The sequence below is a fragment of the Bradyrhizobium sp. HKCCYLRH1030 genome (assembly GCF_051168395.1).
Classification (GTDB): Bacteria; Pseudomonadota; Alphaproteobacteria; order Rhizobiales; family Xanthobacteraceae; genus Bradyrhizobium.
The window spans coordinates 23,184-38,609 of record NZ_JBNPUY010000005.1 but is presented as its reverse complement, the minus strand read 5'-3'; the positions used below and the strand labels follow the sequence as shown (position 1 = coordinate 38,609).

The following is a 15,426-nucleotide window of genomic DNA, read 5'->3' as shown; positions in this document are numbered from 1 at the left end:
GGCGGCGCGTAGCTGCTCCCGGTCTCATCACAAGTTCCCGGACGCGTCGGATCGTCGCAAGGCGGTCCGCGTGCGCTCGGAACGTCTACCATCGACCGAATCGCTACGGTCGAACGCTCTTGCAACTCACTGATTTGCCGCGGGCGCGACATCGTCGCTGAGAGCCGGCTCCCGAAGCGCGCCTCGACCGTCAAGCGGTGAGATGTCGCAGCTCTGCGGGAGCACCACCCGTACGCCGCACGACAATCTGACGCAGACGCATTCCACAATCCCTGCGCGAAGCAGCCACGAAGCAGGCAGCAGATGGCCCTCATCATCCGCACCCGCGTCAGCCGCGCCGCATTGCTTCGGCTCATCCGCAGTGGTGCGCAGCTTTGGGGAGTACGTCGGACATGTCGCGCCATCACCGTCACCATCACGACAGTCACCACGGTCACCATCATCACAGCGACCACCACCACCACCATCATCATCACGATCATCACTGCCAGCCGGCTCCTGCGCCGATGCCTCCGATGCCTCCGACGCCGCCCACACCCACGCCGCCGACGCCCGCGCTCGGCTTTGCCGATCTCGGCGTCGTCTTCAACGACGCGACGCGCTTTCTCGAAGGCGGGCTGTGGCGCAACGTGGTCGAGGAAGGCGGCCAGGGGCTTGGCAGCGTCTACAACTACACCGGCGATCTCACCGTGATTCAGGATGGTCTGAAGGCGATGGTTGCCGCCGGCCAGTTCACCGGGCAGACGCTCACCAACATCAACAAGATCCTCGCCGACATCACGGTCGCGCAGGATGCCGCGATGGCTTCGGTGACCGGCGGCGGCGCGTTCGGCAGCATCGCCGCCGCGGAGACCGCGCTGCGCAACGCGCACCTCGACATCCTCAACGTCGTCAACAACGATCCGAACCTTGCGGGCAATGCGACCAACGCCGACGGCGTCACCGGCTTCCTGCAGGCGCCGGCGCTGCTGCCCGAAGGCGTGACGGCCGCAACCGCCGCCAAGGGCACGCTGGCCGAGCTCGGCCTGATCTTCAACGACGCCGCCAACCGGCTGATCGGCGGCGTCAACGAGAGCAACGTCGACGTCATCCAGGACGATGTCGACGCGCTGATCGCCGGCCTCAATGCGCTGGTCGCCGCCAATCCGCTGCAGTTCGGCGGCCTGACCGGCGTGCACGCGCTCGCCATCATCGACCAGCTCGCGCTCGTCAACACCCACATCAACGGCGCGGCCGGCAATGTCGACATCGGCCGCGCGCTGAACGACGACTTCCTCGACATCATCGACATCGTCGCCGGCGACACCAATCTCGCCAACATGGCGCAGCAGAACGGCCTGAACGGCTGGAGCGGCTTCGGCGACTTCCTCAACCCGACGCCGGCCTATCAGGACAACCAGGCACAGACCGATTTCTGGGCCATGTTCATCGCCCAGTCGAACGCGCTCGGCAAGGCTGCGATCGCGGCCGTCAATTCCGGCGACGCCGCCGCGATGGCGCAGGTCACCGCCGACCTGATGACCTTCAAGAAGGACGTCACCGATTTCGACGCGGCGCAGGGCGGCATCTTCCAGGCCCGCTTCGACAACGAGCTGCTCGGCGACCAGAGCACGCTCGGCGCCGAGATCGCCAAGATCCTCGAGGGCTTCCAGGCCGGCAACAAGGCGCTGGTCGCCGCGGCCGCCGACCAGATGCACCAGAACGCAGCCGATGTCGGCGGCAACAACATCCCGGTCAATGGCGGCGCCTACAATGTCGACGGCACCACGATCGGCCAGGTGCTGGCGACCACCGGCGGCGGCAACAGTGCCGACGCCGCCGCGCTGCTGGCCGCGGTCACCAGCGCGCCGGCCTCGAACGTGATCATGCTTCCCAGCGCCGCGCCGGCAGCACACGCCAGCGCCGCCCCGGCAACCCTGGTCATGGACGGTCCGATGATGGAGGGGCCGACGATGGAGATGTCACAGCATCAGCATCATCACATGTGGGCGTGATCACCTGTCGCTCGGGCGCCTGCACCAGCAGGCGCCTGACGAGCGCGAGCGCGGTTTCCGTGGCCGGATCGGCCGAGATCACGGAGACCGCGAGCACGATGAGATCGACCGGCTGGTGCGACAGCACGATCACATGCGTCGCATGCCGCGCATCCATCAGCGCCACCATGCGCTCGACGGCGGGGTCGGTGGCCGCCCGGCGCCACGGCGCATCGGCCCGGCGCAGCACGCGGCTTGACGCGAGAAAGTCGCGCAGCAGCGGCGGATCATAGGCGGTCAGCTCAGCCTCGCGACAGCGGCGTGCGCTTTCGAAGACCGGCTGGCGCGTGAGCTCGGCGATCAGGTCGTCGGGCGTCGCCGCGATCGACGCCCCGATCGAGTCGAGTACGCCCGGCTCGCGCGCTTGCAGCATCGCGCGCAAGGCATCGCCGATCAGCCCGATCGTGAGCACGCCGGCCACCGCGACCGCGCAGAAGCGCATCAGTTGCGCCGCATCGACGTCCGGCGACAGCGCGGCCGCGGCAGCGCCGAGCAGGGCGGCGCCGAGGATCCGCAACAATGTCAGCAGCCCGCCCTGACGCTGCGTCTCCGCGCTGGCGCCGGCGATGAGGATCGCGGTCACCGCCAGCAGCGCGCCCAATGCGCCGAGCCGCACCGGCATGCTCGGCGCCAGTACGCGAAAATCGGTGATGATGAAGGGGATGACGATGATGGCGCCGAACGCGACGCGATCGATGGCGCGGTTCTCCCAGGCCAGCAGGCGCGCGCGGTCGCGGCGAAGCAGCAGCCAGGCGCAGGTCGCAAAGCCCGCGAGCTGAAAGGCCGACAGCATGACCGTGTGGTGGCTTTCGAACTCGGCCGGACCGAGCGCGCCGGCGAGCGCGAGCACCACGCCGCCGGCCAGCGCGATCGCCTTGAGCGCGCGATGCGCGTGTCGGCGCAGCAGACCTTCCGTCACCACCAGCGCGCCGAGCGGGATCAGCGCCGCCGGAACCAGCGAGATGCGGTCGAGAAAAGCATTGTCCGTCCACCAGGCGACGCCGCGCAGCAGGAACAGCGAGGCGACGGTCCCGAGCAGAACGACGAGCCGCGCCGTCAGCGGTCCCCTCGGGTCGCGCCGGTGCAGCATGGCGGCGGCCACCGCGAGGCCGATCGCGCCGCAGAGGTTGACGACGGAGTCCGCAACGATGCCGGCCGTCATGGCGCGGGCTCGCCGGGCGGCAGGCGCGGACGCAGCGTGCCGAACGTCCTGGTGTCGTCGAGCCAATGTACCAGCGGCAGGATCATCCGCTGCAGCGCCAGCACGCCCGAGGTCGCCAGCAGCGCCGGCAGCGAGCCCGAGGGGATTTCGCGCAGCAGATAGCGCCGGGCGGCGGCGAGATCGATCCGGCCGAGCTGCAGCAGGTCGTCGCCCCTGGTGTAGTCCAGCTCGCGCGCGCAGAAGCCGTTGTAGACGGCGTCGCGATGCTTCGGCGCATCGTCATACGTCTTCTTGAGCGCGTCGGAGCCGCCGGTATAGGCGTTGGTGATGACAAAGCGCTGTTCGTCGAACCCGGCCTCGTCGCCGACACCGAACACCGCGCGATGCGCCCGCATGATGCCGCGCGCGAGCTGAAGATGCGCAAAGCTCTGTCGGGCCTGCGGCAGCGGCGACGGATAGACGTCGGAGAAGGTCTCGCAGACCATGCCGGCCACCGCCGGCACCTGCGTGACGTTGGAGATCCATTTCGGCCGCAGCCCGTCGCGGACGAACAGCAGCAGCGTCGTGAGGCCGTAGAGCACGCCGGACAGGCCTTTGCCGCGCGCTTCCGGATCGACCATGACCAATCCGAGATGGATCACCTGCTGGCTGTCGCCATCGCGCTCGACCTGCATCACCGCGAGCGCATTGAAGGCGATCGGCCGGCCGCCCGCCTCCTCCGACACCACCGTGATGATGGCGCGCGCGAGCGGCTCGCGCGCTCCGGAGAAGATGCCGTAGGTGAGCTCGCCGGCGGGCAGCGTCTTGCCGGCAATGGTGCGGAGATCGGCCACGAGCGCCGCCAGCGCCGCATCGTCCAGGGTCGTGCCCGGGCTCTCGACGATGCGCGTGCGCAACTCCGCATGGGTGCGTAGCGACAGGTCCATCGCCTCCTGGCCGAGCGCGGTCAGCCAGAAGCCGATGCTGCGTCGGATACGCCCCACTGCTGCGACGATGTTCATGCCTCAACCTAGCACGGCGTGATCAGGAAGCGGCGCAGCCGGGATCACGGCCGCCCTGGCCGCCTTATGCCCTGGTGCTGTTAATTCACGATAACGACGCGGGACGGAGCGTGAGCGAGGGTAAACGCAGGTTGAACGACGTGAGCGGCGGACGCCTTCGCGCCCACCGCCTGCCGGCGCTGTCTCGCCGAAGTCGGAGCTTGCCCCGCAAACTTCCCCTCACCCGGATTGCATCTTCGATGCAATCCGGCCTCTCCCCGCATCCGCCTTCGCTCGTCGAGCTACGGTGGACAAGAGCGGGGAGAGGCCAAGAGAGCGAGACGACTGCGGCCGCCCTAAGCTGCCTTCGACACCTCCATCAGCAGGCGCTCGGCGCGAGCGTCTTCGATGCGATTGACGAGCTTGCCGCTCTCGTGGCGGTCGCGCAGCGTCTTGGTCAGGGTGACGCAGGTCTGCACCAGCATGACAATGCCCATCGTCAGATAGCCCTTCATCCAGAGATCGATCGGCATGAAGAAGACGCCGAGAGCGACGAGGAAGGCGGAGGCGGCGAACGAGGCGTAGGAGAAGGTGATGAAGGCGCTGCTGTGCGGCTGGGTGTTCTGGTTCATGGTCGGCTCCTATGATGACGTGGTTGTTGATGCGTTCGATTGGTCGTGACGAAAATCAGTTGGCCGGTGCGGCGCGGCCGGCCTTCAGCCGCGCCAGCACGTCGTCGGCAGTGGTCTTGATGCGTGGGCCAAAGCCCTGCTCGGCGAGCTTCTCGGCCGTGGTGATCGGCCCCGTCGCGGCATCGAGCTCCATGAGCGCCTCGTCGGCGGCCTGCGCCTCGATCTGCCGCTCCCGCAGCCGTTTCAGCGTCGCTTCGGCCTCGGGCAGCGTGCACTCGTAAGGACGCGCCGCCTCGATGCCGCCGCGGCGCAGATTGCGCACGGCCTCGGAGGCGCGCGCAATCCGCCGGCCGCGATCGAGCTCGGCAATGCGCGCCTCGGCGTTGGCGACATGTTTCTTCAGCCTGGTGATCTCGGTCGCGAACAGCGCCCGCGCCGTCCGCGCCGCGTCACACTCGGCCTCGAGGCCGGCGATCGCCTGCGCCGCCTCGCGGGCCAGATCCTCGCGGCCGCCGTCGAGCGCTGCGGTGGCGCGCACCTCGAGATCGGTGATCCGTGCCAAGGTCGCCTCGAGCCGCTTGCCCTCCTGCTGGTCCTGCGCAATGGCCAGCGCCAGCGCGCGCTTGCTGCGATCGACGGCGGCGGCGGCGTCACGCAGCTGCTGATCCAGGATCACCAGCGCGGTCCGGTCCTGCAGCTCCTCCTCCGCGACGGCCACGGTGCCCCGAAACAGCGTGAGAACGGTCTTGAACATTGTGAACTCCCTGTTATGAGCATCGCTCATGACGTTTCTTCTAGCGCAACCATGAGCGACGCTCAAGAATTATTTTGAGCATCGCTCAATATTTTGGTTAACAATGTCCAAGACACTGGAAAGACGTGCGAAACAGCGCGAAGCCTTGATCGAGGCCGCCGAGCGGATGATCCGGACGCGGGGTCTCGCGGGTCTGAAGACGCGCGATCTCGCCCAGGAGATCGGCGTCGCCAATGGCGCGGTCTACAATCTCGTCGCCGACGTCGACGAACTGGTGCTGATGGTCGGATCACGCACCTTGGCGCGGCTCGACGCCGACCTGTCCGCAGCCGAGAGCGCGGGCCCTCCCGGCCCCGAGGCTGCGCTGGTGCGCATCGCGATCGCCTATTGCGACTTCGCCGCCCACAATCTCGAGCTCTGGCGCGCACTGTTCGAGCACCGCATGCCGCCCGAGAAGCCGCTGCCCGACTGGGCGATCGCCGACCAGATGCACCTGTTCCGTCACATCCACCAGCCACTGGCGGCGTTGTTTCCACGGCGCTCTTTCGACGACATCAGCGTCACCGCGCGCAGCCTGTTCTCGGCCGTCCACGGCATGGTCGCGCTCGGCTTGGAGCAGAAGCTGATCGCTGTGCCGCTCGCGGCCTTGCGCGCGCAGATCGCGACCATGGTGAAGGCGATGGTGACGGGACTGGTGGCGGAGGAGACGACCGGCCGGTGACGCGGAGCTCGGCGTCGGGGGCGCAGCGTCATCGGATGCTGATGCCAACAACAAGTCCGACTGCTTCACGGCACTTCTCTCCTGCTTGCTGTCAGAGCCAATTTGCTGCCATGGCGGCGCGGCTCCCTCCTTGTTCAGCTGGAATTGACGGCGAGAACAAACAACCGCCCCATTGCTTCGCAGTATCATGCCGACGTTCGGACTTGTTCCAGACAACATGTCTGGAACTGCCGTTCCACTGACGCTCGGCGACGAGTGTTAGTTCGTGTGACATGTGCAGATCTCGGCGCATGGCCACGCTCATCCGGCCGGCAGAACCTGCAGCGTATGCCGCGCGATCCAGAAAAAACTCCAACGAGTCCATGACGCGCGAGCCAAGGGGAAAATCGTGAGACATCTGCGTGCGCCCAATGACGACCGCGATCCGCCATTCCCGTCCGGCTACGACGACGGCCGGCGTCCGCTGTATGAACAACCGTGGCGCGACGAGCACGATCGGCCTACCCCTGCTGAATTCTCGTCCCGTTACGGCGTGCAGGAGGTTCCTCCGCCGCCACGGGAACGGCGTCTCCTCGGCGCGTTGAGCGTGATGGGGCTCGTGGCTGTTGCCGCGGGCGTGGCCGGCTTTGCAGCGACGAGACTTCCGACGCGGTGGACCGCTGCGCTCTCCGCCAAGAGCAGCGCGGCGGCGACAACGACGGCAACAGTCCCATCGCCGCCGGTCCAAGCCGCGCAGACCGTTGCGCCAGTCCAGGATACTCTCCGGACCGGAGCGCTCGCGAGCGCCGCTCCGGCGGTCGCGCCGGACCAGAACATGCCGCTGAGGGAGGACGACCGTGTGCCGAAGTTCGACACGCGGGTGGCCAATGCCGCGTCGGCGCAGCCGACCAGCACGCGCGCCCCGGTCCAGGGCGTGACCGATACCGAAATCAGCTTCGGAATGGCGGCGCCGTTTTCCGGGCCGGCCAGGGAGATGGGCCATCAGCTCAAGCTCGGCATCGACCTCGCATTCGCTCAGGTCAACGAGGAAGGCGGCGTGCATGGCCGGCAGCTCAAGCTCTACACGGCCGACGATGCCTATGAGCCGACGCGGACGCTGAACGCGATGAAGGAGCTTTACGAGCAGCACAAGGTGTTCGGATTCGTCGAGAACTACGGCAGTCCGACGGCCCTGATCTCGGTGCCGTACGCGCTCGAGCATCATGCGCTGTATTTCGGCGCCTTCACCGGGGCTCCTTCGCTTCGCCGCGATCCGCCGGACCGCTACGTCTTCAACTACCGCGCCGGCTACGCCGAGGAAGCCCATGCGCTCGTGAACTATCTCGTCAAGATCCGCAAGCTGCGTCCGCAGGAGATCGGAGTTCTCACCCAGCAGGATGCCTATGGCGACGCGGGGTGGGAGGGCGTCAGCAGGGCGATGCACGGGCTGCGCGGCGGCGCGGGCGACGCCTTCCGCATGAGCTACAGCCGCAACACCGTCAATGTCGACGAGGCCATCGCGCAACTGCGCCGGCAGAAGCATGCGATCAAGGCGGTGGTGCTGGTCGCCACCTTTCGCGCCGCGGCCAAGTTCATCGAGAAGACCCGCGATCTCTATCCGGATATGACCTACGCGACGATCTCCGGCGTCGGCAGCACCGGCCTCGCCAGTGAGCTGATGGTGCTCGGCCCGCGCTATGCGGACGGCGTCATCTGCACCCAGGTCACGCCGGCGGTCGACGGCTACGCGTCCGTCACCCTGAACTACAAGAAGGCGCTCGACAGATATTTTCCGGGAGAGCCGGCGGATTACTCGTCCCTGGAAGCCTATCTCACGGCCAACATCCTGATCGAAGGGCTGCGCCGCGCCGGTCCCGCGGTGGACACGGAAACGCTGGTCGATGTCCTCGAATCGATGCAGAATTACGAGCTGGGCGTCGGATCGAAGGTGAGCTTCGGCCCCTCCGACCACCAGGCGCTGCACAAGGTCTGGGGCACGCAGCTCGACAAGACCGGCCAGTATCATGCGATTGATCTCGAATAGGCGGAATGGCTGAACTGGCCTGAGGCCGCGCTCTGCGCAGCGTGCCTGAGCGGGTTGCATTCATCGGCGGTTTCGGCCATATCGGTCGCATGATCAAGACTGAGACCTTGCACGCGAACACGTGGTGGCGCTCCATCTAGGAGCGGCACGGCCTCGTCATTCATTCGCCCGTCGCCGCCGTTCATCGGCCTGCGACGCGGTTCTTGTCATCAACAGCATCGAAGAGTTCGATCGAGCGGCGGTTCTCACTCCTGGAGAACCACGATGCCACTCTCAATGCCAGAACGTCCCGTCATCCTGACCGGCGACAGAACCACCGGCCCGCTGCACCTCGGCCACTATGTCGGCTCGCTGCAAACCCGCGTCGCGCTGCAATCGACGCATCGGCAATTCCTGCTGCTGGCCGATGCCCAGGCGCTCACGGACCACGCCCACGATCCGGCCAAGGTGAGCCGGAACGTCCTGGAGATCGCGACCGACTATCTCGCCGTCGGCATCGATCCGGAGATGACGACCATCTGCCTGCAATCGCACCTGCCGGCGCTGGCCGATCTCACGCTGCTCTACATGAACTTCGTCACGGTGGCGCGGCTCGAGCGCAACCCGACCATCAAGGACGAGATCCAGGCGCGCGGCTTCGGCCGCGATATTCCGGCCGGCTTCCTGTGCTATCCCGTTGCGCAGGCCGCCGACATCACCGCCTTCAAGGCGACCATCGTGCCGGTCGGAGACGACCAGGCGCCGCTGATCGAGCAGACCAACGAGATCGTCCGCCGCATCAACCGCCAGGCGGGCACGGAAGTGCTCCCCGAGGCACGCGCACTGATCCCGAGCGTCGGACGCCTGCCTGGCGTGGACGGCAAGGCCAAGATGAGCAAATCACAGGGCAACACGATTCCGCTCTCCGCCACCGCGGACCAGATTCGCGATGCCGTCCGCCGCATGTTCACCGATCCCGGCCACGTCAGGGCCGCCGATCCGGGCCGCGTCGAAGGCAATGTCGTCTTCACCTATCTCGACGCGTTCGACGACGATCCTGCGGCGGTTGCGGACCTGAAGGCGCGCTACGTCCGCGGTGGCCTCGGCGACAGCGTCGTGAAGCAGCGACTTGATGACGTGCTGCAGGCCGTGGTCGCGCCGATCCGCGACCGGCGGGCGGCGTTTGCGCGTGATCCCGGCCACGTTCTCGAGATCGTCAGGCGCGGCACCCAACTGGCGCGCACCGTCACCGATACGACCTTGCGTGACGTCCGCGAGGCCCTGGGCCTGTTCGCGCTGCATGAGCGGTGCGATGCTAATGCTTGATAACATGAATTAACTAATTCTCGCGCCGCTGCGTCACTGGAACACGAAGCGGCAGTGCGTGTCCCGTTGAAATAGACGCCGCGCTGTCAAGCGTCCGCGAAAGGCGCTATGCTGTGTTAGCGCCTGCCCAACCGTGATGCCGAGATCCGGCTTCGAAGCATCCAGCACTCGCGTTTCACCCGGGAGAACACATGGCGAAGCGACCCATCGTAAAGCCGCAGACGGCCGCAAAGCCGCCGCCAAGGAAGCAGGCTTTCGATCCGGCGGTGTTCCTCAAGACCGAAGGCCCGGGCCGGACGATCGGGAAATACCGAAAGGACCAGCAGATCTTTTCCCAGGGCAGCCCCGCCGATGTGCTGTTCTATATCATCACGGGCACGGTCAAGATCGTCGTCCATTCCGAGCAGGGCAAGGAGGCGGTCATCGCGCTGCTCGGTCGGGACGATTTTTTCGGCGAAGGGTGCCTGGCCGGCCAGTCTCATCGGCTGGCGGCGGCGTCGGCCATCACGGACAGCGAAATCCTGCGGATCACCAAATCGGCTGCGCTGAGCGCCCTGCGTGAGCAGCCGGCGTTCTCCGAGATCTTCGTTTCGCACATTCTCGCCCGCACGATCCGCGTCGAGGCCGATCTCATCGATCAGCTGTTCAATTCGAGCGAAAAGCGCCTTGCGCGGGCGCTACTGCTGCTGGCCAATTTCGGCAACGACGGCAAGCCGCAGCGGGTCATCGCGAAGGTCAGCCAGGAGATGCTGGCCGACATGATCGGCACCACCCGCTCGCGCGTCAGTCACTTCATGAACAAGTTCCGCAAGCTGGGCTTCATCGACTACAACGGCCACCTCGAGATCAACAGCTCCCTGCTGAACGTCGTCCTGCACGATCAGCCGCATATCGCAGGCGACAAGTCGGTCGGAGGCAAAGGTCCGCTGAAGAGCTTGTGACCGGGCATCGCGAGATCGAGCTGGGCCGCCCTGCTCGGCTCGATCCACGCCACCATCACATCATTGCCACCATCACGTCATTGCAGCTGACTGCGCACCGCCGTCGTAGGCGGCTGGAGAAACGCATCGAACCGCTGCTTGACGATGGCGTAGCATTCGCACGATGCTTTCTCGAGGCCGGGCCGGTCGAGCACCTGAATGGTGCCGCGACGATAGCTGATCAGACCGGCCGCCTGCATGGATTGCGCGGCAAGCGTCACCGACTTGCGATTGGCCCCGAGAATCTGCGACAGGAACTCGTGCGTATACGGAAGCACCGCCCCTTCGGCCCGGTCGTGCATCATCAGCAGCCATCTGCAGATGCGCTCATCCGTCGAATGCATGGCGTTGCAGGCCACCGTCTGCTGAACCTGGGACAGCAGCGTCTCCGAGTAGCTGACGAGAAGATTGCGCACATGTTCGCTGGAGTCGAACTCGTGCTGCAGCAGCTCGATCGGACACCGGACGGTATGCCCTTCGAGTTGAACGATGCAACGGTTGAAGGAGGCCCGGCTGTACATGGCGGCGAAGAGGCCGAAGGCGCCCTCGCGACCGATATTGGCCGTCTCGATGGCGTCGCCGTTCTCCAGCACGGTCAACAGCGACAACACCGATCCTCTCGGGAAATAGGCATGCCGGAGATGGCCGCCCGCCTCGCAGACCACGGCGCCGAGCTTGAAATCAACGGGCTCGAGGTGCGGCTCGATCCGGCCGCGGCTGTCCGGCGCCAGGGCATCGAGCAGCTGATTGCTCCGCAGATCGCGATCGGTTTGCGCCTTGATCATTCCAAAACTGACAAGCCACGATGAGGGACGGAGGCCACGGCGCAGAGGCGGCTGTCCGCGCCGTCGCCCCCGTTTCTTGGGCGCTCTCGACCGGCAAGTCTGAGCAAAATTGCTCACGAGCTCCCGCACGCAAGGCTTCCCCGCCGCGCCGCAACAACGGCCCTGCTCGCTCATCACGCATCCGGCGATTTCACTGACTCGGATCGTCCGATTCCGCGCCGGGATTTCCGGCGGCCCGATCGGTCCAGAAGGCGGCCATCCGCAGGCAATGCGCCTGCAGGTCCGGATCGACGGCATCGCGCGCAAGTTGCGTGAAATCCGCCGCCAGACGCAGGCATTCACGGATGAAATTGAGGTCGTTGACGGATTCGGACAGGACACACCCCTTCGACGGGATCCATCTGTCACACGCCCCACGGCTCGCTGTCGGTGGGCCACACCACCGAGCGGCCCAAAAGAATCGCCGCCGAATGAGCGGATCTGGCCGGCGCGCCAACCCGGCCTGCCGTCCGGCTCAAGGCTGGCCGATCGCGCATATGGCGGTTTCCGTGAGGATGGTGCCGCCCACCCTCTGACGGGCTGCAAGAGCGCGCGTCTCGCCGCGGCGTCGGTGCCCGCTCTCCGTGGAAGGTCCTCTGGATGAGCGCGCGGGCACGGCAAGCGTCAGGAGCAACTGCCAAGCGCCCCCTCGACGCGAGCCGGGGAGCCTTTCGCCTCGATTCGGCTCGCGACGAATTGCGCTGCGGCAAACTGGACCATGTCCGCTTTTGCTCAGACTCCGGCCGGTGAACGGCAACACAATAGCCCTAAAATATCAAATCGTAAGGAAGAGAGCCGCGGGGAATTTGTAGTCGGGGTGCGTTCTGTTTTGGAGAATCCGCGTGTTGGGACATCAGAGCCAAGATACCGCTTTTCCGATCCTTCTCGAGCGCGCGGGCGTCCGGAATGACATGCGCAGCTACAGGCTCATCCAACAATCTGCGCTCGCCGAATTCAGTCGTGCTGCATTGCAGACCCGCGACATCCACGTCGCTCTTCAGCGCGCCGCCGCGCTCGGTGCCAAGGGCCTCAATGCACCGTTCGCGATGGTGATGGAATTCGTGGCGGACGGAAAGAGACAGCTGGTCCGCGCGGGGTACGGATGGCCGAGCTCGGTCGAACAATCATCGTTCGTCGTGGACAGTACCTCGCCTGCCGGGCGCGCCTTCCAGACGGGTCAAGCCATCATCACCGGTCGCGCCCCCCCGGATGGTCGCTTCGAGATACCGGGGCTTCCAGTAGACCGCGGCATCAAGACGTCGATCAGCGTCCGGATCGAACGCGGCGGACGAGGCGGCGGCTATTTCGGCGTGCTCCAGGTCGACAGTCCGGCCCCCCGCCGCTTCGACGAGGCGGACGCTGCCTTCCTCACCGAATTCGCCGACATCGTCGGGATTGCAATCGAGCGCCTGCATGAGGAGACGCGGCTCCGGGACGCCTTGGACCATCAAACCATGCTGACGCGCGAAATGGGTCACCGCGTCAAGAACAGCCTGTCTTCCGTCGTGGCCATGCTCCGGGTGCAGGCATTCGGGACGGATTCCGTTGAGGCCAAGCTTGCCCTCGGCGAGGCCGGATCGCGCGTAGCAGCCATTGCCCAGGTCCATGATCATCTCTCGCGGGCATCACAGATCGGCTTCATCGACGTCGACGTCTTCCTCATAGACTTCTGCAAGAGGCTGCAACGCGTCGCGGGAGCGCATATCCTGAACTGCGATGCCCATCCGATGCGGCTGTCGGCCGATCACGCCGTGCCTCTCGGTCTCCTGCTCAATGAGTTGGTCAGCAACGCCGTGAAACATGCCTATCCTGGCCAGGACGGACCGATCGACATCTCCGCCCGCGACATCGACGGTTGCCTGCAGCTCAGCGTGTCCGATCAGGGCGTCGGTCTGCCCGATGGTTTCGACATCGATCAACCGCGCACAAGCCTGGGGTTCCGGATGATCAAGGGGATGGTCCAGCAGCTTCGCGGCCGTCTCACCCTGAGCGCCAACCAGCCGACTGGCACGCGTGTCCTGTTCGAACTGCCGATCCTCCCCCGCAATGAAGCGGTTGTCCCGGCAGCCCTCGTCACCACAGAGCGCCCGGTGCTGGAGAAGGCCCGGTGATCCCTTGCGCGATCATCCCAACGGCCACCGCGGCCGATGCGATCCGCTGCTGACAAGGCTGGCCGCTTGCTCGAACGGCGCCTCTTGTCAGAGCACCTCGTCCACGCTTCGCTGATGGCGACCAGCGCGCTACGCGCTCCATGGTGAGACCACCTGCGCAGGCACGGCGGCATTTACCGGGCGGAAACCGTTGCTGTCGTTGAATGCGAGCATGGCACAGTTGCGCATGGAAGTTCGCGATTCGGCCGGCACCATCCTGCCGGGCTATGGCGACGCATTCTTCGACCTCAGGCTCCCCGGCGATCACCGCCGCGTGGCGCAGACCCTGCTCCGGATCATTCGCGGCGACGACTTCCGCTCACCGGTCCACAGTGTCCACTTCTTCCGGGGCGCTTCCGAGATCGGCTGCTGGTCGGTCGACGACGAGCGCGCGGAGATGAGCTTCGTGGACGAGTTCGCCCACACGCCGCCGGCCGCGGCGTAACAGCTTCCCCGACGAGCCCCCGGCACGCGGCATCGGCCTCATGCGATCCGGGGGTGCGCGGTCTGGTGCCAGGTCCAGGCCGAGCGGATGATCGTGCCGAGATCGGACCGATGCGCCGCGAAGCCGAGCTCCTGCCGGGCAAGATGGGGATCTGCGACCAGGACCGGTGGATCGCCGGCGCGGCGCGCGCGCACCATCAGCGGGACCCGCTCGCCGGTCTCCCTGCCGATTGCATCGACGATCTCGCGCACCGAATGGCCGCGGCCGGTCCCGAGATTGTAGGTGCCGCCCGAACCGGTCTGCAGCAGACGCTCCATCGCCGCGATGTGGGCTGCCGCGAGATCATCGACGTGAACGTAGTCGCGCACGGCGGTCCCGTCGGGTGTGTCATAGTCGGTGCCGAAGATCGCAAAGTCCGGCACGTGGCCGAGGATCGCCATCAGCGCGCGCGGGATCAGGTGCGTCTCGGGATCGCGCAACTCACCGATCAGGCCTGACGCGTCGGCGCCGCCGGCGTTGAAGTAGCGCAGCACGATGGCCGACAGGCCGTAGGCTGCCTGATAGTCCGCCAGGATCTGCTCGATCATGTATTTCGAGCGGCCGTATGGATTCAGGGCCGATCCCGCGGCGCTCTCGGGAATCGGATCCCGCCCGGCGTCGCCATAGACCGCGCCGGTCGAGGAGAACACCAGCCGCGCGCAGCCGGCCTCGCGCATGCCCTGCAGCAGGCCCAAGGTGCCGACGACGTTGTTCAGATAATATTTGTGCGGATCGGCGACGGATTCGCCGATCGTGCTCGGCCCGGCCAAGTGCATCACCGCGTCGACCGCGTGGGCGCGGATGGTGTCAGCCACCCTGGCGCTGTCGGCAATGTCGCCGACCACCAGCGGTCCCCATCGCACGAAGCGGCGATGGCCGGTGGACAGATTGTCATAGCAGATCGGCACGTAGCCGGCCCCGGCGACAGCCTTGCAGCAATGAGCCCCGATGTAGCCGGCGCCGCCGGCAACCAGGATCGCTCCGTTGTGACCCATGCATGAAAGCCTTCTGATCAGCAAACGGCTGGACCCAAGTCGCGGATGAGAAATGTGACCCAGCGAGGCGACCGCTGCAACCGGGCAGCGCGCGCCGGCCGGCGTCACCGACAACCGCTTGGCGGCAGGCCGCTCCGTGCTCTTAACGCTCTCGCACCCAGCCGGTCGTCCAAATTGCGGTCAAGTGACGCCGAATAGCTGATGTCACGCGATGACGGCACGACATCTAGCCGTGAACAGACCTCGTACCGGGCTGCGCCGCTGATTCGGACGCGGTTCGTTCAAGTCGCGTTCTGAACGTTAACGTGAGCGCGCGCGACGTCGCATTCTGGGACATCATGCGCGGGCTGGTCGCGGCAGCGAATCCAGCGCCGATGTCGCTG

General features: G+C 66.2%; 14 protein-coding genes. 8 read left to right on the top strand and 6 right to left on the bottom strand.

The features are described 5' to 3' along the window. The first annotated feature begins 515 nt into the window (after positions 1-515). Positions 516-1,994 carry a hypothetical protein gene (locus ACQR1E_RS15935; RefSeq protein ID WP_316174950.1) on the top strand — a complete coding sequence of 493 codons (1,479 nt, stop codon included), beginning with the start codon at positions 516-518 and terminating at the stop codon, positions 1,992-1,994. On the opposite strand, the gene ACQR1E_RS15930 is transcribed toward ACQR1E_RS15935, so the two are convergent. The 4 genes from ACQR1E_RS15930 to ACQR1E_RS15915 all read right to left on the bottom strand — a co-directional run bounded on the left by ACQR1E_RS15930 (position 1,921) and on the right by ACQR1E_RS15915 (position 5,561). Continuing rightward, on the bottom strand, positions 1,921-3,195 hold the full coding sequence (locus ACQR1E_RS15930) for a hypothetical protein (RefSeq protein ID WP_316174951.1): 1,275 nt from the start codon (positions 3,193-3,195) through the stop codon (positions 1,921-1,923). The two genes, ACQR1E_RS15935 and ACQR1E_RS15930, sit on opposite strands and share 74 nt — an antisense overlap. Then, a complete protein-coding gene (locus tag ACQR1E_RS15925; RefSeq protein ID WP_315716623.1) occupies positions 3,192-4,196 on the bottom strand; it encodes a hypothetical protein in 1,005 nt (334 codons plus the stop codon). Before ACQR1E_RS15925 ends, ACQR1E_RS15930 begins: the two co-directional genes overlap by 4 nt. Before the next feature lie 335 nt (positions 4,197-4,531). Next, positions 4,532-4,807, bottom strand: coding sequence for a YiaA/YiaB family inner membrane protein (locus tag ACQR1E_RS15920; RefSeq protein WP_315716622.1), 276 nt, complete (start codon positions 4,805-4,807; stop codon positions 4,532-4,534). 55 nt (positions 4,808-4,862) lie between these two features. Beyond that, positions 4,863-5,561: a PspA/IM30 family protein gene (locus ACQR1E_RS15915; protein WP_315716621.1), complete on the bottom strand. Its 699-nt coding sequence runs from the start codon at positions 5,559-5,561 to the stop codon at positions 4,863-4,865. A gap of 103 nt (positions 5,562-5,664) precedes the next feature. Here ACQR1E_RS15915 and ACQR1E_RS15910 point away from each other — a divergent pair, with 103 nt between their 5' ends. The 4 genes from ACQR1E_RS15910 to ACQR1E_RS15895 all read left to right on the top strand — a co-directional run bounded on the left by ACQR1E_RS15910 (position 5,665) and on the right by ACQR1E_RS15895 (position 10,551). Beyond that, on the top strand, positions 5,665-6,282 hold the full coding sequence (locus ACQR1E_RS15910) for a TetR/AcrR family transcriptional regulator (RefSeq protein ID WP_315716620.1): 618 nt from the start codon (positions 5,665-5,667) through the stop codon (positions 6,280-6,282). Positions 6,283-6,670: 388 nt separating this feature from the next. After that, on the top strand, positions 6,671-8,305 hold the full coding sequence (locus ACQR1E_RS15905) for an ABC transporter substrate-binding protein (protein ID WP_315825421.1): 1,635 nt from the start codon (positions 6,671-6,673) through the stop codon (positions 8,303-8,305). Between the two features lie 264 nt (positions 8,306-8,569). Beyond that, complete coding sequence (trpS, locus tag ACQR1E_RS15900) at positions 8,570-9,610, top strand: tryptophan--tRNA ligase (RefSeq protein ID WP_434897272.1); 1,041 nt, start codon at positions 8,570-8,572, stop codon at positions 9,608-9,610. A 191-nt stretch (positions 9,611-9,801) separates the two neighbouring features. Beyond that, on the top strand, positions 9,802-10,551 hold the full coding sequence (locus ACQR1E_RS15895; protein ID WP_434897271.1) for a Crp/Fnr family transcriptional regulator: 750 nt from the start codon (positions 9,802-9,804) through the stop codon (positions 10,549-10,551). 77 nt (positions 10,552-10,628) lie between these two features. On the opposite strand, the gene ACQR1E_RS15890 is transcribed toward ACQR1E_RS15895, so the two are convergent. Beyond that, positions 10,629-11,201 (bottom strand): Crp/Fnr family transcriptional regulator, encoded by a 573-nt coding sequence (locus ACQR1E_RS15890; RefSeq protein WP_434897270.1) that lies wholly within the window; start codon positions 11,199-11,201, stop codon positions 10,629-10,631. A gap of 21 nt (positions 11,202-11,222) precedes the next feature. On the opposite strand from ACQR1E_RS15890, the gene ACQR1E_RS15885 reads away from it, so the two are divergent. The 3 genes from ACQR1E_RS15885 to ACQR1E_RS15875 all read left to right on the top strand — a co-directional run bounded on the left by ACQR1E_RS15885 (position 11,223) and on the right by ACQR1E_RS15875 (position 14,009). Next, positions 11,223-11,399 carry a hypothetical protein gene (locus ACQR1E_RS15885; protein WP_315716614.1) on the top strand — a complete coding sequence of 59 codons (177 nt, stop codon included), beginning with the start codon at positions 11,223-11,225 and terminating at the stop codon, positions 11,397-11,399. Between the two features lie 857 nt (positions 11,400-12,256). Then, positions 12,257-13,525, top strand: coding sequence for a sensor histidine kinase (locus ACQR1E_RS15880; RefSeq protein ID WP_434872152.1), 1,269 nt, complete (start codon positions 12,257-12,259; stop codon positions 13,523-13,525). A 226-nt stretch (positions 13,526-13,751) separates the two neighbouring features. Beyond that, the gene (locus ACQR1E_RS15875; protein WP_316207693.1) at positions 13,752-14,009 is read left to right on the top strand and encodes a hypothetical protein; all 258 of its coding nucleotides are present in this window, start codon (positions 13,752-13,754) and stop codon (positions 14,007-14,009) included. Between the two features lie 38 nt (positions 14,010-14,047). On the opposite strand, the gene galE is transcribed toward ACQR1E_RS15875, so the two are convergent. Next, positions 14,048-15,043: a UDP-glucose 4-epimerase GalE gene (gene galE / locus ACQR1E_RS15870; protein WP_434897269.1), complete on the bottom strand. Its 996-nt coding sequence runs from the start codon at positions 15,041-15,043 to the stop codon at positions 14,048-14,050. Positions 15,044-15,426 lie beyond the last annotated feature (383 nt).

Coding starts and splice junctions, on each gene's coding strand:
- ACQR1E_RS15875 (WP_316207693.1), top strand. CDS start 13,752: ATGGAAGTTCGCGATTCGGCCGGCACCATCCTGCCGGGCTATGGCGAC.
- ACQR1E_RS15920 (WP_315716622.1), bottom strand. CDS start 4,807: ATGAACCAGAACACCCAGCCGCACAGCAGCGCCTTCATCACCTTCTCC.
- ACQR1E_RS15885 (WP_315716614.1), top strand. CDS start 11,223: ATGCCGGAGATGGCCGCCCGCCTCGCAGACCACGGCGCCGAGCTTGAA.
- ACQR1E_RS15925 (WP_315716623.1), bottom strand. CDS start 4,196: ATGAACATCGTCGCAGCAGTGGGGCGTATCCGACGCAGCATCGGCTTC.
- galE (WP_434897269.1), bottom strand. CDS start 15,043: ATGGGTCACAACGGAGCGATCCTGGTTGCCGGCGGCGCCGGCTACATC.
- trpS (WP_434897272.1), top strand. CDS start 8,570: ATGCCACTCTCAATGCCAGAACGTCCCGTCATCCTGACCGGCGACAGA.
- ACQR1E_RS15935 (WP_316174950.1), top strand. CDS start 516: ATGCCTCCGACGCCGCCCACACCCACGCCGCCGACGCCCGCGCTCGGC.
- ACQR1E_RS15930 (WP_316174951.1), bottom strand. CDS start 3,195: ATGACGGCCGGCATCGTTGCGGACTCCGTCGTCAACCTCTGCGGCGCG.
- ACQR1E_RS15895 (WP_434897271.1), top strand. CDS start 9,802: ATGGCGAAGCGACCCATCGTAAAGCCGCAGACGGCCGCAAAGCCGCCG.
- ACQR1E_RS15910 (WP_315716620.1), top strand. CDS start 5,665: ATGTCCAAGACACTGGAAAGACGTGCGAAACAGCGCGAAGCCTTGATC.
- ACQR1E_RS15915 (WP_315716621.1), bottom strand. CDS start 5,561: ATGTTCAAGACCGTTCTCACGCTGTTTCGGGGCACCGTGGCCGTCGCG.